Consider the following 24,976-nt stretch of genomic DNA (forward strand, 5'->3'; position numbering starts at 1 on the left):
CGCAAATGTCGGGAGTTTTTTTATGTGCTTTTTCTTATATTTATAGTTCACTTTTAAAAAACAGACAGCAATGAAACTAATTGTAATAGCAATTTTTTCCCTCTTAACAATGACTGGCTGTAAGAATTCAAACCACAAAGCAATGAAAACTTCTAAATCTTTGGAAAGTTCAAATGGTTATGCCAATGTGAACGGAATCAAAATGTATTATGAAATTCACGGCACTGGAGAACCATTAGTAGTGATTCACGGTGGCGGTTCAACTATTGAAACTTCATTTGGTCGTATATTACCCGAACTAGCCAAAAACAATACTGTCTATGCACTGGAAATGCAAGCACATGGACATACAACCGACAGGAACTCGCCGCTATCTTTCGAACAAGATGCAGATGATATCGCTGCACTTCTTAAGGAATTGAAAGTCAAAAAAGCCCATATTCTTGGTTTCAGCAACGGCGGAACGACAACTTTGCAATTTGCTATCCGTCATCCGGAAATGACAAATAAAATTATCGTGGCTTCGGCTTTTTATAAGAAATCTGGTGCTCCGGATTGGTTTTGGCCCATGATGCAAAATCCGACATTTGAAGGGATGCCACAAGCGCTCAAAGAGGCTTTTCTTAAGGTCAATCCAGATCCGAAAGCATTATACAAAATGTACGAAAGAGATGTCGCCAGAATGCAATCGTTCAAAGATATAACAGACGAACAACTCCAATCAATCAAAGCACCCGCACTGATTCTCTTGGGAGATAAAGATGTGGTCACCATTTCTCATGCAGCCGAAATGCAAATCATCCTATCGGGTGCACGATTAGCGATATTTCCTGGTGGCCACGGAGATTATATTGGTGAAATTACGACACCACAAGATTCGACTTTAATCAAAACCACCGCTACAATAATTCATAAATTTCTAAATGATAAACTTTAAAAAACAAACTATGAAAACTGATCTATACACTAAAACTGTTCTCTCTATTATTGCCGTTTGTTTAACGATTCTAACTTTACAAAGCATTGATATCATTCCGAAATCATACGCTTCGGAAGGACATAAAAACCTATCCATAGTACCCAACCGTAACTATGGTTTAGTACCTTTGAACGAAAACGGAACTATCGATGTCAATATCACTTCTTCTAGCGCTGAATTGGACGTCAATCTCAGAAGAATCAATACAAACGATGAATTGGATGTGAATATAGACGAAATTGGAGGCGGCTTCATTTCGCATGGCGGACCTATACCGGTTACCATTAAATAATCCAAACCCATGCAAACGCTCAAACTATCCGAATTAATCGGTAAAGAAATTACAGATATAAGGTTTCACTATACCGAAGAAAATCAATATGGCTTACAATCATTTCATGCTTATCTGAAACTGAACGACAATACAATTATTGATATTCCTCAATCCGATGAAGATGATTATCTCGAATTGACAACAGAAAACATTGACTATTTACAAAAGAAATATGACAGCGGCGAATCAATTAATGAACTTGCCAAAAAATACTGTATTGGACAGAAAATTGTCGATTTCTTCTTCTATAGTGATGATGAATTCGATATAGGAACCTCAGGCTATATAAAATTATCCAATGGTTACTATCTCTCAGAAATCAATTATGGTCCACCGGGTATAACTACAGTCGATTTAATTCTACTGAACGAATCAAAATTTGAAAACCATCGAAATGATCCAAAAATGGACATTCGTTCCTTTTTAAATTCTCTACAATAATCTTCTACTGACATTCAAATAAACCATGAAAACCCAAGTTTCTTTCTATTTCCTTTTGACGTGCCTTTTGCTATATGCCTGCAAAAAGGAAGTCACTACAAATACCAAGCAAAAAGTAGTACCATCCAAAGCTACTTCAAATGCAAAAACCGACACCATTGCTAAAAAGGAATTGAAAGAAGAAAAAAAAGAAATGGATTGGATTGCAGAGGTTATGAAAACCGTCCCTAAAAACCTCAAACCGGTATTGGGTTATCGATTTATAATTGAAGGTGATTTTAATGGCGATGGCAAAAAAGAAAAACTCATCGAACACTATTACAGTGAAAAAGAAAAAAAAGAAACGTGTAAATACTATGAAAATATAGAGGAATTAGATCAATTGATCGCAGTAACAATCCGAAAACAAACGCGCTCGTACCTGCTTTCTGATGCTAAAAAAATAGACACCTTAAACTTCAACTATCTTGATAATTTTGGCTTAGCTTTCTTAAAAAATGAAGGAGATTTGAATGGTGACGGCACTGATGAAATATCCTATGTACTTGATTATGCCGATTATTCCAGTCTAAACAGCTGGCATATTGCAACCTATAAAAACAACCAATGGAAAGACATTTACACTTTCCCCATTTGGGATTGGCAACTTCCTGATTTGCCAGACGCACCGAATCAATACGGTCTTTTCGGAGTCCAAAACAAAATCATAACTACCGAAAATGATTCCTTGAATAAAGCACTTGAAAAAAAAATTAAGGATTTCAAAGGATTGGTCCGTAAAGTCAAAAAGAACCGCATCGAAGTCATTTACAGAACCGACGAAGCTGACGAAGGAAAAAAGATCGTAAAACTGGATAAACTGACGTCAAACAATTAATTCCTACATTTGACACTTAAGATACAAACAATGAAATTTACCTTACTATTGAACGCCTTTCTGTTTTCACTGAGCTGCTTTGCACAGGAAGAACAAATTGCCCCCATCAATACCATTGAACAGGCCAAAATACTCATCCAAGTGCATCCTGAATTAGACGGTCAAATCTGGACCACTATCCCGGAAACTCACTCAACTGACACTTCGAATGTATTTACCGGTAAGAAAAAAGGAGCTATTTTCAGTGATGAAAACCGTGTTTTCAAAGTGCTAAACACTCAAAAAACGAATGCACATAGAGTAAGTTATATCTACCTTGACGGAAGTAAACTTTCCATGGAAGCTATCAATGCCCTGCGAAAAACCATCCTGGAGAAATACAAAGCCGGAACTCCGTTTACCGAGTTGGCGAATGAATATAGCATGGATCACAACAAAACTGGTGATTTGAATTGGTTTAAAGACGGAACGATGGTACCCCTATTTGAAAAAGCAGTCAAAAAGCATAAAGTAAACGACATTTTCACTGTTGATATCCCTGAGAACAAATGGTATTATGTGACGCTAAAAACATTTCAGGACAAAGAATTAGAAGAACTGACACTGTTGAGCGTAAAGAAAAAGAAATAGATCCTTGCAATAGATTTAATTTCTACAAAACAATAAACCCAAACTTTATAACTTTTCAACTTTACAACATTAAACTAAAATCATGTCCGGCGAAAAAAACTTAGCTACTTTACTCAAAACTATGAAACCCCAATTGAACAATGGGGAATATGTTTTTTGTACAGTCAAAAATGACACTCTGGTAAATTTCAGTGAAATCCTTTTTCATTTCAAGGAAGAAGAAGGCATTACAATCGTGCTGAAAAAGCACATAGCTGACCAATTAAGCCTTAACTATTCTTATATAGCTTCCTGGATTACCCTGACTGTGCATTCATCGTTAGAAGCCGTTGGATTAACTGCGGCGTTCTCTAATGCGCTCGCGAAAGAAAACATCAGCTGCAATGTGGTGGCTGCCTTTTATCACGATCATATTTTTGTAGATAAAAAAGACGCAACAAAAGCAATGGAAATCCTGAACCGCTTTTCAGAAGACAAATAACACCAATACATCTCTGAGAGAAATCCAAAGTTTTTGGACTACTGAACAGAGAAAACTCCTTACTGCTTGGTTAACACTCTTTACTGCTTCGTGTACAATCGTTACTGCTCGGTTAACACTCCTTACTGCTTGGTTAACACTCTTTACTGCTTGGTTAACACTTCTTACTGCTCGGTTAACACTCTTTACTGCTTCGTGTACAATCGTTACTGCTCGGTTAACACTTCTTACTGCTCCGTGTACAATCGTTACTGCTCGGTTAACACTTCTTACTGCTCGATTAACACTCCTTACTGCTTGGTTGACACTCTTTACTGCTTGGTTAACACTTCTTACTGCTTTAAAAACTTTGGACTTTCTTTATCAACCACAAACAAAAAATCCGGCATAAAAGCCGGATTTTCAATATAAATACATTCGTATTAAGCAATCTTATTACGTTTTCTGTCATTTTCATTCAAGTAGATTTTACGTAAACGAAGTGACTTAGGCGTTACTTCAACGTACTCATCTTTTTGGATGTATTCCAATGCTTCTTCCAAAGTGAATTTGATCGCAGGAACAATTCTTGTCTTATCATCAGCACCCGCAGAACGGAAGTTAGTCAACTGTTTCGTTTTAGTGATATTCACCACCATATCGTCACCTCTTGAGTTCTCACCGATAACCTGACCTTCGTAAACATCTTCGTTAGGATCTACGAAGAATTTACCACGATCTTGTAATTTATTGATAGAATAAGGAATTGCTTTACCATTCTCCATTGAAATCAATGAACCGTTGATACGTCCAGCAATTTCTCCTTTGTACGGTTGATACTCTAAGAAACGGTGTGCCATGATAGCCTCACCAGCAGTAGCAGTCAACAATTGGTTACGTAAACCGATGATACCACGTGAAGGAATGATGAACTTAATGATCATACGCTCTCCTCTTGGCTCCATGCTCAACATTTCACCTTTACGCATCGTTACGAATTCAACCGCTTTTCCAGATACATTCTCTGGTAAATCAATAGTTAATTCTTCAATTGGCTCACATTTAGCACCATCAATTTCTTTGATGATTACTTGTGGTTGACCAATTTGCAACTCATATCCTTCACGACGCATTGTCTCAATCAATACAGATAAGTGCAATACACCACGTCCGAATACCATGAATTTATCAGCAGAATCAGTTTCATTAACTCTTAAAGCTAAGTTTTTCTCTAATTCTTTCGTCAATCTGTCTTTTACGTGTCTTGATGTTACGAATTTACCTTCTTTACCAAAGAAAGGTGAATCATTAATCGTAAACAACATACTCATTGTAGGTTCATCAATAGCAATAGTTGCCAATGCTTCAGGGTTTTCAAAATCAGCAACAGTATCACCAATTTCGAATCCTTCCAAACCAACAATAGCACAAATATCTCCAGCAACTACTTCAGCAACTTTCTTACGGCCTAAACCTTCAAAAGTGTGTAGTTCTTTAATTTTAGATTTTACAATAGATCCATCACGTTTTACCAAAGAAATATTCATTCCTTCTTTCAAAACACCTCTTTGTAAACGTCCGATGGCAATACGTCCTGTAAACGAAGAGAAATCCAATGAAGTAATCAACATTTGTGGCGTTCCTTCAGAAACTTTAGGAGCTGGTACATTGTTCAATACCATATCCAATAAAGGCTCGATGTTTTCAGTTTGATTTTTCCAATCGTCACTCATCCAGTTGTTCTTAGCCGAACCGTAAACAGTAGGGAAATCCAACTGCTCTTCTGTAGCACCCAATTCGAACATCAAGTCGAAAACTTTTTCATGCACTTCTTCCGGAGTACAGTTTTCTTTATCCACTTTATTGATAACCACACATGGCTTCAAACCTAAATCGATAGCTTTTTGCAATACGAAACGAGTTTGAGGCATTGGTCCTTCAAAAGCATCTACTAATAAACAAACACCATCAGCCATGTTCAATACACGCTCTACTTCCCCACCGAAATCGGCGTGGCCCGGAGTATCGATAATGTTGATCTTTGTTCCTTTATACGTAACCGAAACATTCTTAGAAGTAATTGTAATTCCGCGCTCGCGTTCCAGGTCGTTATTGTCAAGAATTAAATCACCTGTGTTCTCGTTTTCACGAAACAACTGACAGTGATACATGATTTTATCAACCAACGTAGTCTTACCGTGGTCAACGTGCGCAATAATCGCAATATTTCTAATTGATTCCATGTGATTTTTTTTGTGGTGCAAAAGTACGATTATTTTTTACATAAAAAACATTTTTAATTCAAGCGCTAAATACTTAACAATTAGAACATAATAAAATAATAAGAACACCGCACCGAAGCAATGCAAAAAAGGATAGGCATCTCAGATTTTATTTTTACATTTATGAAAATTTAGAAGAATTCACCTACATGCAAGCGAATACCATTAACGAAGTCATTAGTATATTAGACACTATAGTTGAAGAATGCAAAACCAACAACAACCCTTTGGGTTATTTTGCTGTTTTATATCGAAAAGTAACCATCAATGTTAGAGATGGAATTGCGAACCAGCGTTTTGAAGACAATCAAAGAATGGAAAAACTAGACGTATTATTTGCCAATCGTTATTTTAAAGCTTATTTTGACTATAAAGAACAGAAACCTATCTCAAAGTGTTGGGAGATTTCGTTCAAAGCCGCTTCCAAAAAAAATTTGGTATTACAACATCTTCTTACTGGAATCAATGCTCATATCAACTTGGATTTAAGCATCGCCACCATCGACACTATCGAAAACAACACTTTGGACAGCATACAAAACGACTTCAACCATATCAACTCGTTACTTTCAGAAATGACCGATGAAGTAAAACGAAATATGAGTGTAGTCTCTCCTATTTTCGGATTGGTAATGCCTTTAGCCAAACAATGGGACGATAAACTAATTCAATTCAGCATTCAGACTGCCAGAGACGGCGCGTGGTTATTTGCCAAAGAATTAAAAGCAGCCCCGGAACAAAGAAATGATTTAATACAAATAAGAGATTTAAAAATCGAAAACTTAGGCTTCAAATTACTTAATCCTGTAAGGACATTGCAATGGGTTCTAAATATAATATTGTGGTGTGAATGGGGTACTATTGCTTCTAAAATCGAAGCACTTGAAGGAAAACTAGCCACTGAACCAGCACTGACTTAAAAACAAAAAAGCCTTGCAAATGCAAGGCTTTTGAGTAAATTTTGAACACTAATTTAAATTATAAAGCAGCTACGTGTCTAGTTAATTTAGACTTCAAGTTAGAAGCTTTATTATCGTGTATGATATTTTTCTTTGCTAATTTATCAATCATTGAAATAACGCTAGATAATTTTGCAGCAGCTTCAGCTTTGTCAGTAGCTACACGGATTGCTTTAATAGCATTACGAGTAGTTTTGTGCTGATATCTGTTTAACACTCTTCTTTTTTCGTTACTTCTGATTCTTTTTAAAGCTGACTTATGATTTGCCATTTTCTTTTAATTTTAATTGTAATAATTATTTATAAACTATCAGTTAAAAAAGAAAAACCTCCCACAACTGCATTTACAATCACTTTGGTTTTAACTAATAAAATAAAGACCGAGACACTGCTCTTTATTTTATAAAACTTATTTACAACTAATTTTGTAGCCCGTAAGGGAATCGAACCCTTCTTACCAGGATGAAAACCTGGCGTCCTAACCGATAGACGAACGGGCCATCGCATTATTAATTTCAATATTTCAAAAAAGTAGCCCGTAAGGGAATCGAACCCTTCTTACCAGGATGAAAACCTGGCGTCCTAACCGATAGACGAACGGGCCATTTACTTACTCTGATTCTCATGTTGAGCGCTCATTTCTGTAATGCGAGTGCAAAGATATACACATTTTTTATTTCTGCAATAGCTCTCGCAATTTTTTTTAATATTTTTTTTCTTAATTTTAGTAAGCCTTTGCAAATAAGACTCTTCCGTTTGAAGATTTTCCTGTCAAAACACAAGCACCAACCTCTTCTTTTCGATCCAAAGGAATGCAACGAATGGTTGCTTTGGTCAAATCTTTAATTTTTTCTTCTGTTTCTGCTGTTCCATCCCAGTGCGCAGATACAAATCCACCCTTACCTTCTAAAACCTCTTTAAACTCTTCAAAGGTGTTTACTTCTGTAACATGCGAATTTCTATACTCAAACGCTTTTGTATATAAACTCTTCTGGATTTCCTCTAATAAATCACTTATATAGGTAGTTGCATCATTAGCAGCAATTACTTCTTTCGATAATGTATCACGACGAGCAACTTCAAAAGTTCCGTTTTCTAAATCCTTCGGACCAATTGCTATTCGCACTGGAACACCTTTCAACTCCCATTCAGCAAATTTAAACCCTGGCTTCTGCGTCGTTCTATTATCAAACTTAACAGAAATACCCATTTTTCTGAATTTTGTCTGCAAATCGTTCGCAACCGCCGAAATCTTATCCAATTCCTCATCCGATTTAAAGATCGGAACAATAACCACCTGAATTGGCGCTAAATTTGGAGGCAACACTAATCCGTTATCATCAGAATGCGTCATTACCAAAGCACCCATTAAACGAGTTGAAACTCCCCATGAGGTTCCCCAAACATATTCTTGTTTTCCTTCCTGGTTCGCAAATTTAACTTCAAAAGCTTTTGCAAAATTCTGACCTAAGAAATGCGATGTGCCGGCTTGTAAAGCTTTTCCATCCTGCATTAATGCTTCTATACAGTACGTTTCATCTGCTCCTGCAAAACGCTCTGTTTCTGTCTTCACTCCTTTTACTACCGGAATAGCCATAAAGTTTTCAACGAAATCAGCATACACATTCATCATTTGCACTGTTTCATCCAACGCTTCCTGTCTAGTAGCATGCGCTGTATGACCTTCTTGCCATAAAAACTCAGCTGTACGCAAAAACAAACGAGTACGCATTTCCCAACGCACAACATTCGCCCATTGATTGATTAACAATGGTAAATCTCTATACGATTGCACCCAGTTTTTATAAGTACTCCAAATAATAGCTTCACTGGTTGGACGAACAATTAATTCTTCTTCTAGTTTCGCATTGGGGTCAACCATTAATTTCCCAGGCTTCGATTCATCATTTTTCAAACGATAATGCGTCACAATGGCACACTCTTTTGCAAAACCTTCCGCATTTTTTTCTTCCGCCTCAAACATACTTTTTGGAACAAATAATGGAAAATAAGCATTACTGTGTCCTGTTTCTTTAAACATCCTATCCAATTCTGCCTGCATTTTTTCCCAGATTGCATACCCATAGGGTTTAATTACCATACAACCTCTTACACCAGAATTCTCGGCTAAATCAGCCTTGACAACTAGTTCGTTATACCATTTGGAGTAATCTTCTGCACGCTTCGTTAAGTTCTTGCTCATATTGAATAGTTTGGCACAAAAATTGTGAAATGTTAAATATTATAATTATTCGACAAAACTAACTATTTTTGAGTTGTCCAACAATAAATTTTCAAGATTATGAAAGCAAAATACTTTTCGATTAATGGTCTAATTGTTAAATCCATTGTTGGATTGTTGGTTTTAACAACAGTCTCTTGTGGTTCATACAAAAATGTATCGTACTACGAAAACGATGGCATTTACGGAAGCGAAAAAAGAGAGACCGTAACAAGCACCTCTGAAACTCCTCGAACCTCTCAGGATGACTCCAATAAAAAATACAAAGAATATTTTGGCTCCAACGCCAACAATTATAGTATTGAATCATCAGATGTATTCACAGATGTAGAAAGCTACTCCACAGAAAACGACACTACCGAAGTAAAAAAACAAGTTAGCTACGCCAGCTGGGGAGACAATACCGACCACATCACTGTTAATGTTTATGAAAGCAATTGGGGATGGGGCAACAATTGGGGATGGAATAACTACTATTGGGGCTACAGACCATGGAGAAATTACTGGGGCTGGAACTCTTATTGGTGCGATCCATATTGGGGCGGATACGCTTTCTACGGTCCTTCTTACTGGAACGGATGGTATAGCCCATATTACTACGGAGGATACGGCTATGGCTACTACGGAAATGGCTACTACGGCAGAAACTATGCCTACAATGGAGGAAGAAGAACAGTTGCCTATGGAGACAGAACAAACGACAGATACAGTAATCGTTACACAGGAGACAGAAGATCTTCTTACAACAGCCAAGGATACTCTTCTAATCCGAGATCAGCTACTACTTTACCGAGAAGAAGAAACTTTGATAGTCCGTCATCGAACGGGACTATAGGAAATGGAAATACTTCAATTCCAAGACCTCGATCAACTCCTAGACCATCTTCTCCAAGAAATGAAGATTCACCAAGAAGCTCTTCACCAAGAACATATGATTCTCCAAGAAGCTACGATTCTCCTCGTTCATCAGGCGGAGGTAGTTATAGCGGAGGCGGTAGTTCCGGTGGCGGCGGAGGCAGAAGCGGAGGTCGCAGATAACAACATTTTACTCAACAAACCTATACAAAGATTCTGTGACAACTTTTTTGTGTGGGTTTTTTAATGAAATAGAATATGAAAAACTATATATCACTTTTAAGCCTAATCTTGGCAACTACTGCAATGCAGTCTCAAGATATAAATGACGCATTACGATACTCTCAAACAGAATCTCTAGGTACTGCTAGATTCAGAGCACTAAGCGGTGCCTTTGGTGCACTCGGAGGAGATTTATCTGCAATTAACATAAATCCAGCCAGTTCTGTAATCTTCAACAACAACCAAGTTGCATTTACTCTTGGCAATTACAACACTAAAAATAATTCGAATTATTTCGGAACAAAAAGCAGTGACAGCAATAGTTCCATTGATTTAAATCAAGCTGGCGGTGTTTTTGTATTCGAAAACAACAATGAAAGCGAATGGAAAAAATTTGCATTTTCATTGAATTATGAAAACCAAAACAATTTCGATAATTCATTATTCATCAGTGGTACAAACCCCAATAATTCGATTGATGATTACTTTTTAAATTATGCCAACGGAATTCAATTAGGAGTTTTACAAAATTTCAACTTCGAAGAATTATCCTTTCGCGAGCAACAAGCTTATTTAGGCTATAACGCTTATATAATTGACCCAATACCTTTAGTTACCGACCCTACCAACTACAACAATCCGAACATCACTCAATACAGCTCAGCAGTGATTCCCGGTGATTTCTACCATGAAAATTCAGTAGAAACTACAGGTTACAATGGAAAATTAGCATTCAATGCATCTGCAAATTATCAAGACCGATTAATGATTGGCATTAATCTAAACTCTCATTTTTCTGATTATGTTAGATCTTCTCAATTTTTTGAAAGCAATGATAACAATACATCAACTGATAATTATGTAAAAAGAATATATTTCGACAATTACCTACACACTTACGGTAATGGCTTTTCATTTCAAATAGGAGCAATTCTAAAGTTGGGCGACCAATTCAGAGTTGGTGCTACTTATGAATCACCAACTTGGCACAAACTCACCGATGAATTATCTCAAAGTGTAGTTGCAGTAAGCGGTAATAACACCAGTGAATTAGCTGCAGATATTGTAGATCCAAATATCACTATGGTTTTTGCTCCTTACAAAATCCAAACTCCTGGTAAATTAACAGGAAGTGCCGCATTCATATTTGGAAAACAAGGTTTCATCAGTGTTGATTATAGCAGCAAAGACTACAGTACCATGCGTTTAAAACCCGAGAGTGACTACACCAATGACAACAACCAAATTGATGAGACATTCACCACTTCAAATGAATTGCGAATTGGCGGCGAATATAAAATTGAAAAATGGAGTCTTCGTGCCGGATTTCGTTCCGAAACAAGTCCATACAAAGATGAAAATATTATGGGCGACTTAAAAGGGTATTCTGGTGGTTTAGGCTATAACTTTGGAGGCACTAAGCTTGACTTTGCTTATTCAACATCCGAAAGAGACTATGGTCACCAAATATTTACAACTGGTTTAGTTGACAGAGCCAAAACAACGGTAAAAAACAACAACGTAACAGTTACCCTTTCATTCGAATTGTAATTCAACACGTTAAAAAGATAAAAGCCCACAAAATTTTGGGCTTTTTTAGTACAAAATACTATTAAATTACGTGTTCAGCGTCCAAATGTTTCGCCACTTGAAATAAATATTGTAATTTTGCGCTCCTAAATTAAAGCAATGAGAACCAAATCGTTAAAGAAAAACAAGATTAATGTTATTACACTGGGTTGTTCTAAAAATGTTTATGACAGCGAAGTCCTAATGGGGCAATTAAAAGCCAACGGTAAAGATGTAGCGCACGAACAAGAAGGTAATATCGTAGTAATTAACACTTGTGGTTTTATTAATAATGCCAAAGAAGAATCGGTAAATACGATTCTAGAATATGTTGACAAAAAACAACAAGGCATTGTAGATAAGGTTTTCGTTACCGGCTGTTTATCTGAAAGATACAGACCTGACTTAGAAGCAGAGATCCCTAATGTAGACCAATATTTTGGAACTACAGACTTGCCTTTATTATTAAAAGCATTAGGCGCCGATTATAAGCATGAATTATTAGGCGAACGTTTAACTACTACTCCGAAAAACTATGCATATTTAAAGATTGCCGAAGGATGCGACCGTCCATGCAGCTTCTGTGCAATTCCAATCATGCGTGGAAAACACGTTTCTCAACCTATTGAAAAATTAGTTAAAGAGGCAGAAGGTTTAGCAGCTGATGGCGTGAAAGAATTGATCTTAATTGCTCAAGATTTAACCTATTACGGTTTGGATTTGTACAAAAAACGTAATTTGGCCGAGTTATTGGAAAACTTAGTAAAAGTTGAAGGCATTGAATGGATTCGTTTACACTATGCCTTCCCTACCGGTTTCCCGATGGATGTTTTGGAGTTAATGAAAAACGAGCCAAAAATCTGTAATTACATTGATATCCCTTTACAACATATTTCTGACAACATTTTAAAATCAATGCGTCGCGGAACTACTTATGCAAAAACGACGCAATTATTAAAAGATTTCCGCGCTGCCGTTCCTGGAATGGCAATTCGTACGACTTTAATCGTGGGTTACCCTGGTGAAACCGAAGAGGATTTCCAAATTCTAAAAAACTGGGTAGAAGAAATGCGTTTCGAGCGTTTGGGCTGTTTTGCTTATTCTCACGAAGAAAATACGCATGCTTACTCTTTAGAAGACGATGTTCCTGAAGATGTAAAACAAGCTCGTGCTACTGAAATCATGGAAATTCAAGCCCAAATTTCATGGGATTTGAATCAGGAAAAAATCGGACAGACTTTCCGTTGTATTATTGACAGAAAAGAAGGACAATATTTTGTAGGTAGAACCGAATTTGACAGCCCAGATGTAGATAACGAAGTATTGATAGACGCTTCAAAGCATTACTTGAAAACTGGTGATTTTGCCATGATCAAAATTTTTGATGCTACTGAATTCGACTTATACGGCGAGCCTGCAAACTAAATAAACCTTTTTAAGAATTTTATTTTTGTAGTAAAAAACTGTATTTTTTTCATTAATTTTATTTAAGACAAACTTAAATAACTACAAATGAAAACTTTACTAACTTTACTATTAGTTCCCATTTGGGCTAATTCACAGCAAAACACCCTTCAATCGCCTGACAAATTATTTGGCGAAACCATTCATTGGAATTCGCAATCTGCAGTAAAAAACCAAGGACAAAGAAATACTTGTAGTGCTTTTGGTGTTGCTGCTGCATTGGAAACTTTTGATGGAGTACCCAAAGATTTAAGCGAAAAATACCTATATGGCATCCAAAAAGCGAATGATTTCGTGAATGGTAAACAAACCACTCAAGGTCAGTTTCTTGCTTATTATCCTAATGCTTTACTAAATGATGGAGCGATTAAGGAATCCCAATTGCCCTATGATCCAAATGCCGCTCAAAAATGGCAGGAAACAGACAGTGAACTAACTAAATCCTTATTTGAAGGCGGAATTGGTTATATGACACTTTCTTTAAAATACAAAAAAAAGGCCAAAGTATTTCTTAAAGACTATGAATACTTGGATTTTAAAGCCTCCAAAAATACTGCTTACCTAAAATTTCTTCTTAAAAACGGAATCAAAGCGATTCCTGTAAGTTATGAACTATATGTACCTGCATGGAATGCCTATCCTTCTAGAAATTTCAACACCATAACACCTGATCCTGGCTACAGTGTAATTAGTCTTACAGGTCAAGAAATGCCGTTTTCTGCCCTTCAAAAATTATCTTCAACAGATTTGGCAGATCAAATAATTAATGGTGAAGTAAAGATTATACGAAATGATCGATTACCCAATCAATACGCAGGACATGTGGTGACCATTATTGGATATGATGACCAAGGCTTTATAATTAAAAATTCTTGGGGAACCAATTGGAGATGGTCTGGCTATGAAAGAGTTAGTTTTGATTTTCACAAACTCTTTGCATACGAAGCACTAGTCATTAAAAGTGTTCGATTCAAATAGAACGATAACAACCAATTTGTACCAATAAAAAACTCCAAAACAATGATGCTTTGGAGTTTTCCGCTTAATTAACCCTATAAATTTATTATATCACAGTTCCTTTGAAAGACAAAACCTTCGGAGCCTCCTCCGCATTGGTTGTCACGGTCACTGTTTTTGTAAATACTCCTTTTGCAGCAGCATTATAAGTAGCTTTTATTGTTGCCTTTTTTCCCGATGCAACAGGTTCTTTAGTATAATCTGTAGCTGTACATCCGCAAGATGCTTTTACATTTGTAATAACTACTGGTGTTTTGCCAGTGTTGGTAAATTCGAATTCAATCGTTACGGGCTTCCCTTGTGGAATTTGTCCCAAATCAATTACTTCGCTTTTCCATTTAACCGAAGTTCCATCAACGACTTTAACGATGGTTTCGTGTTGCAGTGTTTCTGCTGTAAAAGACATCAAACCAAAAGTTAATGCCAAAAGAGAGATTTTAATTACTTTCATACTGTCTATATTTAAGTTAGGTAGTTGTTTTACTTGTTTTGTTTACTCAAAAGTAGTCCAATAAATTACACCCTCTTGTTAAGCAGTTTCAAATGTTTGTTAATGACTTGTTAACAGAGAAATCAAGTCTTTTTTTTCAGTAATATTACATCACGAATTCCTTGCTGTGAAAACAAAAAAACTAAATACGATTATCGTCTTGGGGCTGGTGGCAACTACCGGTATTCTGATTGCACAATTGCTTTGGACCAAAGAAGCGTTTACTATTGAAGAAAAAAAATTCTCCCAAAAAGCCCACATTGCACTATTGAATGTAGTTGAACATCTTTATGAAGGAACCAACCATGAAGTTCCAGCCAATAACCCTGTAAAAAAAGTAGCCAACGATTACTACATTGTGAATGTTGACAACGATTTTGAACCCGAAATACTAGAACATTATCTTAAAGTAGAATTTGGAAAAATTGGTATTACTACTGATTTCGAATATGCCATGTACAATTGCCAAAGTGACGAAATGGTATATGGAAACTATATCTCTTTCTCTAATAAAACACCCAAAAAAACTTCCATTCACTTTCCAAAGCATAAAAACCTAATTTATTATTTCGCGGTACGATTTCCCAATGAGACTTCCTATTTATTTAATTCATTGCGTTTTTGGTTTGTACTATCATTTGCCTTAGTCATTATTTTGGTCGTATACGTCTACTCTATTTACACGATAATCCAACAGAAAAAATATTCCGAATTGCAACGTGATTTCATCAATAACATGACACACGAATTCAAAACACCACTCTCCTCTATTCTGATTGCTTCTAATTATTTGCATCAACAGGAAAGTATTAAAAAGGATCCGAAGTTAGAGAAATACAGCAAAATCATTATCGATCAAACACACAAACTGAACCACCACATTGAAAAAGTACTCAATGTGGCGAAGTCCGACAATTCAGCATTGGTATTAGACAAACAACAAACTGCAATTGTTCCGATACTCAAATCCGTTATTGACAATATCCAATTAAAATATCCTGAAACTTCTATTACGATTAACACCAACAGCGACAACTATATGATTGAAGCTGATCCGTTTCATTTCACCAACCTTGTATACAACCTTATCGATAATTCTATAAAATATTGTGAGTGTGAACCCGAGATTGCTATTTTCCTATCGGAAGACAACAAACAATTAAAAATGGAATTTGTGGACAACGGTATTGGCGTTGCCAACAAAAACATTTCGTTTATCTTTGATAAATTTTACCGAATTCCGAGTACGAAAAGTAATGAAGTGAGTGGCTTCGGGTTAGGATTGTATTATGTAAAGAAAATATGCACCCAACATCAGTGGAAAATTACTGCTAAGAACAATACTGAAAAAGGCATCACTATCACTATTTTAATTCCGAATAAATAATGACAAAAATTAAAATATTATATGCAGAGGACGATGAAACATTAGGTTTTTTAACCAAAGACAATTTGGAACAAAACCAGTATGATGTAACTCATGCAACTGATGGTTTAGAAGCATTACACGCTTTCCAAACGGATGTATTCGACATTTGTATTTTTGACATTATGATGCCTAAATTAGATGGATTTGAACTAGCTGAAACCATTCGAAAATCCAATACCGATATACCTATTATTTTTCTTTCTGCGAAAACATTAAAAGAAGATCGCATCAAGGGTTTGCGTTTGGGCGCTGATGATTATTTGGTGAAACCCTTTAGTATTGAAGAACTATTATTGAAAATTGAAATTTTTCTAAAACGTTCCTCTAAAAACACTTCGGTTGAAAAATCTACCTATACGCTGGGAAAATACCAGTTTGACAGTAAAAACTATTTTGTGGTTTCAGAAAGTGAAAAAATAACTTTGACCCAACGGGAAGCCGAACTTCTCAAATTATTTCTTGACAACAAGAATGTGGTTTTAAAAAGAGAAGAAATACTCAAATCACTTTGGGGTGATGACGATTATTTCATGGGTAGAAGTTTGGATGTATTCATATCCCGACTGCGAAAAATTGTGGCGTCTGAAGACGGTATTGCCATTGAAAATCTTCACGGTATTGGATTTCGATTTACGACAAGCCAATAATCAAATTGTTTTTAGTTCAGAATTAAAATCAACAAATCGTATAATTTTTCTTTATCTAACGGTTTGGTGATGTAAGCGTCAAATCCAAAGTTTTTTATCTTTTCAATTTCTTCAGAAGAAGAAAAAGCGGTTTGTGCAATTACTGGCAATTTCGGATTTATTTCTTTCACCTTTTCAAAGGCATCATATCCACTCAATCCAGGCATCTTAATATCCATCAAAACCAAGTTGATTTCACTATCATGCAGCTTACACATTTCGATAGCTTCCACTCCGTCTTTCGCTCGAATCACAGTATAATGCTTCATTTTGAGTAGTTTCTCAATCAACAAGAAATTGATATTATCGTCTTCGGCGACAAGAATCGTAGCCATTTTATCTGAAACGGAATCTTTTTCAGTCTCTTTGGTTTTAAATTTTCTGGTAGTATCCGTATCAACAACCAGCGGAACATTGAATTTAAAAGTAGAGCCTTCTCCTAATTCTGAAACCAATTTGATATCGCCGCCCAATAAATGCACATAGGCTTTGGAAATAGCCAATCCCAAACCTAAACCACCTACTTTGATGGAATAATCGCTATCCACTCTACGGAAGCGATCAAAAATGAAAGGTTGATTTTCCTCATCGATACCTAATCCCGAATCTTTTACAAAGAAATGAATTTGCGAATCATCGGTGCTTTTATTGTAGCCAAATTCTACGAAACCGGAATCGGTAAACTTAATTGCATTGGTAATCAAGTTGATTAAAACCTGTTTCAGTTTGATTTCATCGATTAAAATTCTTCCTGAAACCGGGTTATTCGATGGCACCAAGCGAAAGTCGATATCCTTATCTTTCGAGATAGTGATTGCGATGGATTTGTACAATTCATTCATACACGACTCCAGATTAAGGCTCGAAATATTCGGTTTCACCTGTTTGGCATCAATTTTAGACATTTCAATTAAATCGTCGATAATGGAGACTAGATTGGTACCACTCTTATTGATGATCTTGATATAATTTTGCTTCTCGGCTTCTTCAATCTCTTTTTCTTTAAGCAATTCGGAAAAACCAATGATAGCATTCATCGGCGTTCTAATTTCGTGTGACAAGTTAGTCAAGAAGGCCGTTTTCAGCTGATCACTTTCTTCGGCTTTGGCTTTGGCCTTTTCCAGTTGTTTTCTTTGTGAAAAAGCCTCTTCAAACAAAGCACCAATTTTACTGAACTCACCGGGAGACGATTTTAATTTTTTCATGGCCTTCTTACTTCCGGTTTCCAGAATTTGAGTGGTAAGCGACAAAGGTCTGGACACCCATCGTTGCAGAAACATCGTACAAACAATTAAAAACAGGATAAAAGAAAGCATAATGACAGTCAAAATCTTTTCGGTATCATTAAAATTCACGTAGAACTTTCGTTTAAAGACGATATTGGTCACTTTTTCACCATCCCAAGAATACAAAGCGTGAAACCCTTGAATGTAATCATCATAGAATAACTTTTCATTTTTAGCGTCGGTAAAAAAGACATCAGCGGTACTAATTTGTTCCAGACGTTTGATGTATTCTTGGTCCAAGAGGCGCACCATTACGAAATAGCCTTCGGGTTTCGTTTTGTTCTTATTCGGGTCGTTGGATGGGTGAATGGTAGCCATAAAAACTTCGGCATATCCTTCTGGGATTTTGGTATAAAAAGTAATAATCTTCTTTTTATACACTTCATTTAGAAGTTCTTTGGTAACAAAGTTTATGGGTTGTTTGATTTCATTGGTATACTTATAGCCCAATTTATTGCCTTTCAAATCGTAGACAGCCAGGTATTCGACAAAATACATATCGATGGCGCTGGCGATGGTATTGTCAAACCATTTTGGATCTTGGTGTTTGATGTATTTGACCAATTCGTCCCAGTAGGTAATATCAATGATTGTAGAAACGTGCGATTCCGAATTCAGTTTCATTAAAGAGTTCACCTCATCATTCAACTGATTTTGAGTCATTGAATAGACTTCATCTTCCTGTTTGAGAGTATAATAAAAAAGGTAGAGAAACAACAGTATAAATGCGATACTTGAAACAAAAATCAACAGAAGTAACTTCGAATAAATTGAAATTTTGTCGATTTTTTTCATATATATAGTGATTGGTACCTATAAACTTAGTGAAATTAAAACTATTTAACAAAAAATACCAGAATAAACACTTCCGATTAATAAAAACAAAACGAAAGTCTTACAATACTAAGAGATTGCTTTCTTTCAAAGTTTGCATAGGTTTTGAGAACCAAAACAATTCGAAATCATCGAAACCCTTATTTTCATAATCTGCTTTGATTTCTTGGAAGGTATTTTTCTTCTCGTTGGTTACTGCAATTTTTTCCAGAAGCGAAGATAACCACTCCCCTTTTTCCTTTTCGACTGTGATATCGAACGTTTCCCTTTTGTCGTGAAAGGTAAGTTGCATCATTTCCCAGGAATTTCCTTTCTTCGATTTTGTAAACACTTCGGAAGCGGGATATCCACCGAGCCAAACGATTTTAGCATTGGGTTTGGTTTGCAGCTGATTTTCCTCCTGTAAGCAATCGTAGATAAAATCGGGATTGATTGTAGTGGCAGGAATTTTGAAATCGAACCAATCCTGAAGCGGATAGTCGAAACAAATACCGTGCATATAGTTAAATAACGATTTTTTCAGACCGAAGCTAAACTTATCATGATTGATTCCGGTTTTGTCTTTGAATTGAATATCGTTATTAGCGAAAGTGATTTCATTTATTTGCGGTGTCACACCGAATTCTTCCGGGTTCATACCCACGGGGCTGTGAGCCGTCATGGCGAACTGGTGCCAGAAACCCGATTGCAAGATCCCCAGTTCGAACATTTGGCGCACCATTTCCAAGCTATCGATCGTTTCCTGAACAGTTTGCGTTGGATAACCATACATTAGATACGCATGCACCATGATGCCGGCTTCGGTGAAGTTGCGTGTTACTTTCGCTACTTGTTCGACAGTCACCCCTTTCTTAATCAGTTCCAACAAACGATCGGAAGCCACTTCGAGTCCGCCCGAGACAGCGATACAACCGGACGCTTTGAGTAACACACACAAATCGGAGGTAAAACTCTTTTCAAAGCGAATGTTTGTCCACCATGTGACAGTAAGATTTCTTCTTAGGATTTCCAAAGCCACTTCGCGCATTAACGCAGGCGGTGCCGCTTCGTCTACAAAATGGAAGCCGTTTTCGCCGGTTTGCGCGATGAGTTCCTCCATTCGATCCACTAAAGTTTTGGCGTGAATAGGTTCGTAGACTTTAATATAATCAAGAGAGATATCGCAGAACGTACATTTTCCCCAATAGCAACCGTGCGCCATGGTTAGTTTGTTCCATCGGCCATCACTCCAGAGGCTGTGCATAGGATTGGCGATTTCGATAACAGAAATGTAGTTCTCCAGCTGTAAATCAGAATAATCCGGTGTACCCACTTCACTTTGTTTGTAATCGTGGCGGGTGGTATTGTTTTTATAGACCACTTCTCCGTTTTCCAGAAGAAACGTCCTTTTGAATTCGGTTGCCTCCGCATTGGTACAACTTTCGATCAGTAATTCGACAGGCAATTCGCCATCATCGAGCGTGATAAAGTCGAAGAACTCAAAAACGCGTGCATCTTTGAGGTCGCGCAATTCCGTGTTTGGAAAACCGCCACCCATAGACACTTTGATTGTTGGATAGTTTTGTTTGATGAACTGCGCACAACGGAAGGCACTGTAGAGATTACCCGGGAACGGAACAGAAAAGCACACCAATTGAGGCAATTCTGTTTGTTGCAGTTGCGAATCCAGAAGATGCAGTGTAATGGCATCGATAAAAGTAGGATCGGTTTGCAGGTAGTCGTACAATTCATCGAACGAGTTGGCACTTCGGCCGAGACGTTCGGCGTAGCGACTAAAACCGAAGTTATCATCGACCCCTTCTACGATAAAATCAGAAAGATCCTCGAGGTATAACGTTGCCAAGTGTTTTGCTTTATCTTGCATACCCATCGAGCCAAAAGCCCAGTCCATATCGTCCAATTGTGCGAAGCGAGAAGCTTCGGGAAGGAAATTTCCGGAACAGATTTGGCGAGCCAATGTTGGGTTTTTTCCTTGCAAGAATTCGATGACCGAATCGATGGTTTTGATATACTCGTTTTGTAGTGCCAGGATACGTTCTGCGTTGGGTGACAGTTCGATTTCCTCATCGGCTACAAGTTCAAAAACAGTAGTTAGTCCCTCTTTGGAAAACAATTCCAGGATCACTTCAATACCCAAATCCATTTGAAACGAACTTATGGATTTCGTATTGAGAAAACCTTTCAAGTAAGCCGTTGCGGGATACGGTGTATTCAGCTGTGTAAAAGGCGGAGTGATAAGAAGGGTACTGTACATTGAAAACGATTATTCGGCAAAATTACTCCATATTTTTAATGATATCATGGATTTGCTGAATTTTATCGACGGAAAGCGTATTAATTTTCTCAAAGAGCTCGTTAGTGACAACCATTTTCTTTATTGAGTGCAAAGCGTGGTCCTCGGGAATTGTGTCATTTTCATACACTCGGAAATCGAGGATATCGTTAGGTGTGCAGTTAAGATCGCGGCAGATGCGTTCCAACATGGGCAGCGTCATTTGTGAAACTTCATTATGCGCCATCTTTGTGGCAAAAGTACCCGAGTAGCCCAGAGCCGTCATGTATTTATAAGGACGATGAATCCCTTTTAGTTTAAAGATGCGGATAAAATTGAAATACAACATACTTACATTTTTAAGAATACACTTACAAAATGTATGCCTGAATTTTGAAGGTCACTCACAAAACCCATGTGAGGTAATAAAAAACCCGTGTGAGGAAAAAAAAATACCCTGCCGGGAACAAAAAAAACCGTGTAAAGAAAATAAAAACCCATGCGGATAAAAGGAAAAACCATGCGGGAAAAGAAAAATACCATTTCAGAAAAAGAAAATACCGTTCCAGGAATAAAAAAAACCGTGTGAAAAAAAAAGAAAGCCTTGCGAGAAGCAAATAAAGTCGGTTATAGATAAAAGAGAGAGCAATGTTTTATTTTTTTTATTCGTTTTGATAAATAATTATATTAGACTGGAGAATTGAGATTGTGGCTTCGAGTTCCTCAGCCATCAATTGAATAATATACAAAAAAGAGCAGTTATTTACTGCTCTTTTTCTTTTTGGACTTTTTCTTTTTCTTTTTGGATGCGATTAACTTCAGTTTTTCGGTCAATCGTTTTTCCGTTTCCTCGATACAATAATTAAAATCATTGTTGACGATTGCCAATTTCACGGCTTTCAACAAGGTTTTTGCTTTTTTATACTCCTGTTTTCTTTCGAACAATTGGATTTTTTTCAATTGCAATTCGGCTTTATTGCTTCCTTTGACGGTCAAGGCGAATTCGATTAATTTTTCCGCTTCGTCATAATCTTCGTTCAACAATAAAGTTTCGATGTAATAAGCGTATACTTCTAGCGCATTGACATTGATTGCCAACGCTTTTTGGAAATAGCTTTTCGCCTCTTCGAATTGCAACAATTGTTCGGTGTATACACGACCGTACAAGCACAACGCCATGGTATTTTTATCATCATAAGACAAGGCATAATCCAATGATTCGATGGTTTCCTCCAACGAATACGGATAATTGTCCAATGCCTGAAACAAGTATTTATCTATAGATTTCATCTTTCAATTCTTTTTTCAACCGCTGTCGGTCGGTTTTGTTCTTCTTTTCTTCCTTTGTTTTTTTGAAGTCGGTCCCTTGGAAGGTACGCACCGGATTTCCCCTTTCGATTTGCATCTGGTTCCTCCATTGTTTTTGAAACTCATTTTTTATCAGTTCCAAATTGACCACTTCCAATTTTTCGAACAAACGTTCCTTCGCCAGTTTTTTATTCTGGTGTTGCGAACGCGAATCCATGGCTACCACCGAAGTACCCGTTGGTACGTGTGTTGCTCGGATAGCCGAACTCACTTTGTTCACATTTTGGCCTCCTGCCCCGCTACTACGCATGGCTTGGTATTGAATCTCTTTTTCTTGAAAAGCCGCTTGTTTCGGTTTTTCCACTTCAAAGATTCCGATGAACCAGTTTTTACGTTTGTGCATTTTACGGAATTGGCTTTGACCGATCCATTGGATGGTTCCTTTCCACGAAGCGGCGAATTCGGCAGCATTCTTACCCTCCAATGCCACCAATGCCGATTCGACCGTGCCGTTTTCGTTACCCGGTTCCCGATCAATTACAGTAGCACTTAAGCTACAATCTTGAGCTTCCTCCAGTACTTTTTTAAGCACTTGGGCGACCACCCAAGTGCATTCTGCAGGACCACGTCCTGCGGTTATTTGTATGATAGTGTCCATTTTTATTTATCCATTCTCACAATTTTGGGTGTGAAAGTTCCCATTACGTTGACTAATTCTTTTTGCAATTCCATTACCGTGTTGATATTCTTATAGGCCATTGGTGCTTCGTCTATATTTCCGCCGATTAATTGCACTTCGTGTTTTTTCAATTCCTTTTTAATATCACTTTGGGTGAACGTTGCTTTACATTTGGCGCGAGAGAACAAACGTCCGGCGCCGTGAGAAGCCGAGTTCAGACTTTCCGGATTTCCCTTACCCATTACGATAAACCCCGGAGCCGTCATAGAACCCGGAATGATTCCCAATTGGCCTTCGCTGGCTGGTGTTGCCCCCTTTCGGTGCACGATACACTCTTTACCGTTGACCATTTCCTTCCACGCGAAATTGTGGTGGTTTTCGATGGTAGTTACGATACGTTTTCCCAGCGCTTTGGCGATACGTCTGTGAATATCATCGTGACAGGCTTTAGCATATTCACCGGCTAAATTCATAGCCATCCAATATTCCTGACCGTCGTGTGTATTCAAATCAAGCCAAGCCAAATGCTGCACCTGTTTCGGTAGCGGACATTGCTTAGTGGCCAGATACGTGTAATGCTTCGCGATGTTAGCGCCCATTCCGCGGGAGCCACTGTGAGACAAAACTGCCAGGTATTCGCCCGGGAGTAATTTCCATTCCGGCAAAACCGTCTCCAGTTTTGCGATACCAAATTCAACGAAATGATTACCGCCTCCCGAAGTTCCCAACTGCTTGTACGCTTTACCCAATAGGTTTTTCAAAAGCGGAATATCTTTGAATTCACTTCTGCTGAACACTTCATGATCCGCTTTGATTTTGTGCGTTTCTGTCATTCCGAATTTCGTATGCTCGCTCAAAATCGCTTTCAGCTGATCGTCTTTACCTTTCAGAAAAGAAGCAGGTAAATCAAATACAGACAAACTCATACGGCATCCGATATCGACACCTACTCCATAGGGAATAACGGCATTATCTGTGGCTAAAACTCCGCCAATTGGCAAACCGTACCCCGAATGTGCGTCGGGCATCAAAGCACCCGAAACGGCGATAGGTAATTTCAATGCATCGTACAATTGGAATTTCGCCTGTTCGTCAATTTCATTTTCACCAAAGATCGAGAACGGAGCTCGTGTGGTATTCAACTGATGCATTCTAACCTGCACCGGATTGATTAAACCTTCAGCCACTTTGCCCCAAGTACCGTGTCCTTTGAATTTTTCAGGTGCCAAGAGTACTTCTTTTGCTTCGGTTAAAATGCTGGCTTTCTTTTCTTTTTTTCTATATCTGTTAATTTGCCCTAAGGCAATGTTTATTGCGTTATTTTTAGGGAAACCCAATTGAATTAGATCTCTCCCTGATAATTTATTTCCCATGATTTTGTTACTAAAAATTTCTATTGTTGCCTAATGACAATGCATAGGCAAAACATTTTATTCGTTACGAATAAATAACAATCGGTGTTCGGGAAGTAATTGTGAAGTGTCTAGAATATACAAAAAAGCCCGAAACTAAATGTCTTCGGGCTTTTTCATATATTTTGATTTAAATCGCTACGATTGAAATAAGCCACGAAGAAAAGCTACACCAGGTACTGATGAGTTGCTTTGAGATGTTACGTTGAATACAAACATTTTTCTTCGTTTTTAAGAGTTAATTATTAC

At 37.4% G+C, this 24,976-nt stretch carries 23 protein-coding genes and 2 tRNA genes; 13 read left to right on the forward strand and 12 right to left on the reverse strand.

The genetic code is table 11. From position 1 onward, the window contains the following. Window positions 1–142: 142 nt before the first annotated feature. From ACS8MM_RS05940 to ACS8MM_RS05965, 6 genes are all read left to right on the forward strand, one after another. Window positions 143–937, forward strand: a complete 795-nt coding sequence (locus ACS8MM_RS05940) for an alpha/beta fold hydrolase (protein WP_379714075.1) — start codon at window positions 143–145, stop codon at window positions 935–937. 10 nt (window positions 938–947) lie between these two features. Beyond that, on the forward strand, window positions 948–1,271 hold the full coding sequence (locus tag ACS8MM_RS05945; RefSeq protein ID WP_379714078.1) for a hypothetical protein: 324 nt from the start codon (window positions 948–950) through the stop codon (window positions 1,269–1,271). Between the two features lie 9 nt (window positions 1,272–1,280). Next, a complete protein-coding gene (locus ACS8MM_RS05950) occupies window positions 1,281–1,754 on the forward strand; it encodes a hypothetical protein (protein WP_379714081.1) in 474 nt (157 codons plus the stop codon). A 25-nt stretch (window positions 1,755–1,779) separates the two neighbouring features. Further along, window positions 1,780–2,631 (forward strand): hypothetical protein, encoded by an 852-nt coding sequence (locus ACS8MM_RS05955; protein WP_379714084.1) that lies wholly within the window; start codon window positions 1,780–1,782, stop codon window positions 2,629–2,631. Window positions 2,632–2,661: 30 nt separating this feature from the next. Further along, window positions 2,662–3,261 carry a peptidylprolyl isomerase gene (locus ACS8MM_RS05960; RefSeq protein ID WP_379714086.1) on the forward strand — a complete coding sequence of 200 codons (600 nt, stop codon included), beginning with the start codon at window positions 2,662–2,664 and terminating at the stop codon, window positions 3,259–3,261. A gap of 82 nt (window positions 3,262–3,343) precedes the next feature. After that, on the forward strand, window positions 3,344–3,742 hold the full coding sequence (locus tag ACS8MM_RS05965; protein ID WP_379714089.1) for an ACT domain-containing protein: 399 nt from the start codon (window positions 3,344–3,346) through the stop codon (window positions 3,740–3,742). A gap of 422 nt (window positions 3,743–4,164) precedes the next feature. Here ACS8MM_RS05965 and typA read toward each other — a convergent pair whose 3' ends face one another. After that, on the reverse strand, window positions 4,165–5,964 hold the full coding sequence (typA, locus tag ACS8MM_RS05970; RefSeq protein ID WP_379714092.1) for a translational GTPase TypA: 1,800 nt from the start codon (window positions 5,962–5,964) through the stop codon (window positions 4,165–4,167). Between the two features lie 188 nt (window positions 5,965–6,152). On the opposite strand from typA, the gene ACS8MM_RS05975 reads away from it, so the two are divergent. Continuing rightward, on the forward strand, window positions 6,153–6,923 hold the full coding sequence (locus ACS8MM_RS05975) for a DUF5995 family protein (protein WP_379714094.1): 771 nt from the start codon (window positions 6,153–6,155) through the stop codon (window positions 6,921–6,923). Between the two features lie 58 nt (window positions 6,924–6,981). Here the strand turns inward: ACS8MM_RS05975 and rpsT are convergent, their stop codons facing one another. The 4 genes from rpsT to proS form a co-directional block, all read right to left on the reverse strand. Beyond that, window positions 6,982–7,233 carry a 30S ribosomal protein S20 gene (gene rpsT, locus ACS8MM_RS05980; protein ID WP_379714096.1) on the reverse strand — a complete coding sequence of 84 codons (252 nt, stop codon included), beginning with the start codon at window positions 7,231–7,233 and terminating at the stop codon, window positions 6,982–6,984. 157 nt (window positions 7,234–7,390) lie between these two features. Further along, a tRNA-Glu gene (locus tag ACS8MM_RS05985) sits at window positions 7,391–7,462 on the reverse strand. Between the two features lie 32 nt (window positions 7,463–7,494). Further along, window positions 7,495–7,566: transfer RNA gene (locus ACS8MM_RS05990), tRNA-Glu, on the reverse strand. 120 nt (window positions 7,567–7,686) lie between these two features. Further along, on the reverse strand, window positions 7,687–9,165 hold the full coding sequence (gene proS / locus ACS8MM_RS05995) for a proline--tRNA ligase (RefSeq protein WP_379714098.1): 1,479 nt from the start codon (window positions 9,163–9,165) through the stop codon (window positions 7,687–7,689). 99 nt (window positions 9,166–9,264) lie between these two features. Here proS and ACS8MM_RS06000 point away from each other — a divergent pair, with 99 nt between their 5' ends. The 4 genes from ACS8MM_RS06000 (at window position 9,265) to ACS8MM_RS06015 (ending at window position 14,292) form a co-directional block, all read left to right on the forward strand. Next, on the forward strand, window positions 9,265–10,242 hold the full coding sequence (locus tag ACS8MM_RS06000) for a hypothetical protein (RefSeq protein WP_379714100.1): 978 nt from the start codon (window positions 9,265–9,267) through the stop codon (window positions 10,240–10,242). Between the two features lie 75 nt (window positions 10,243–10,317). Continuing rightward, complete coding sequence (locus ACS8MM_RS06005) at window positions 10,318–11,832, forward strand: OmpP1/FadL family transporter (RefSeq protein WP_379714103.1); 1,515 nt, start codon at window positions 10,318–10,320, stop codon at window positions 11,830–11,832. Window positions 11,833–11,970: 138 nt separating this feature from the next. Continuing rightward, window positions 11,971–13,275, forward strand: coding sequence for a 30S ribosomal protein S12 methylthiotransferase RimO (gene rimO, locus ACS8MM_RS06010; protein WP_379714105.1), 1,305 nt, complete (start codon window positions 11,971–11,973; stop codon window positions 13,273–13,275). An 87-nt stretch (window positions 13,276–13,362) separates the two neighbouring features. Then, window positions 13,363–14,292, forward strand: a complete 930-nt coding sequence (locus ACS8MM_RS06015; protein ID WP_379714108.1) for a C1 family peptidase — start codon at window positions 13,363–13,365, stop codon at window positions 14,290–14,292. A gap of 85 nt (window positions 14,293–14,377) precedes the next feature. Here ACS8MM_RS06015 and ACS8MM_RS06020 read toward each other — a convergent pair whose 3' ends face one another. After that, entirely contained in the window at window positions 14,378–14,782 is a 405-nt protein-coding gene (locus ACS8MM_RS06020; protein ID WP_379714111.1) for a DUF1573 domain-containing protein, read from the reverse strand. Between the two features lie 166 nt (window positions 14,783–14,948). On the opposite strand from ACS8MM_RS06020, the gene ACS8MM_RS06025 reads away from it, so the two are divergent. Next, a complete protein-coding gene (locus ACS8MM_RS06025; protein ID WP_379714113.1) occupies window positions 14,949–16,208 on the forward strand; it encodes a sensor histidine kinase in 1,260 nt (419 codons plus the stop codon). Then, on the forward strand, window positions 16,208–16,897 hold the full coding sequence (locus ACS8MM_RS06030; protein ID WP_379714116.1) for a response regulator transcription factor: 690 nt from the start codon (window positions 16,208–16,210) through the stop codon (window positions 16,895–16,897). The genes ACS8MM_RS06025 and ACS8MM_RS06030 overlap by 1 nt, the downstream gene beginning before the upstream one ends. 11 nt (window positions 16,898–16,908) lie before the next feature. Here ACS8MM_RS06030 and ACS8MM_RS06035 read toward each other — a convergent pair whose 3' ends face one another. From ACS8MM_RS06035 to ACS8MM_RS06060, 6 genes are all read right to left on the reverse strand, one after another. Continuing rightward, window positions 16,909–19,017, reverse strand: a complete 2,109-nt coding sequence (locus ACS8MM_RS06035) for an ATP-binding protein (protein WP_379714119.1) — start codon at window positions 19,015–19,017, stop codon at window positions 16,909–16,911. 100 nt (window positions 19,018–19,117) lie between these two features. Continuing rightward, window positions 19,118–21,310 (reverse strand): B12-binding domain-containing radical SAM protein, encoded by a 2,193-nt coding sequence (locus ACS8MM_RS06040; RefSeq protein WP_379714122.1) that lies wholly within the window; start codon window positions 21,308–21,310, stop codon window positions 19,118–19,120. Window positions 21,311–21,332: 22 nt separating this feature from the next. Continuing rightward, on the reverse strand, window positions 21,333–21,677 hold the full coding sequence (locus tag ACS8MM_RS06045) for a helix-turn-helix domain-containing protein (RefSeq protein WP_379714125.1): 345 nt from the start codon (window positions 21,675–21,677) through the stop codon (window positions 21,333–21,335). Window positions 21,678–22,087: 410 nt separating this feature from the next. After that, window positions 22,088–22,618, reverse strand: a complete 531-nt coding sequence (locus tag ACS8MM_RS06050; protein ID WP_379714128.1) for a hypothetical protein — start codon at window positions 22,616–22,618, stop codon at window positions 22,088–22,090. After that, window positions 22,602–23,294, reverse strand: coding sequence for a peptide chain release factor H (gene prfH, locus ACS8MM_RS06055; RefSeq protein ID WP_379714131.1), 693 nt, complete (start codon window positions 23,292–23,294; stop codon window positions 22,602–22,604). Before prfH ends, ACS8MM_RS06050 begins: the two co-directional genes overlap by 17 nt. A 2-nt stretch (window positions 23,295–23,296) precedes the next feature. Then, window positions 23,297–24,688: an RtcB family protein gene (locus tag ACS8MM_RS06060; RefSeq protein WP_379714134.1), complete on the reverse strand. Its 1,392-nt coding sequence runs from the start codon at window positions 24,686–24,688 to the stop codon at window positions 23,297–23,299. Window positions 24,689–24,976: the final 288 nt, after the last annotated feature.

The organism is Flavobacterium sp. MAHUQ-57 (genome assembly GCF_051908335.1).
In the GTDB taxonomy this organism is placed as follows: Bacteria; Bacteroidota; Bacteroidia; order Flavobacteriales; family Flavobacteriaceae; genus Flavobacterium.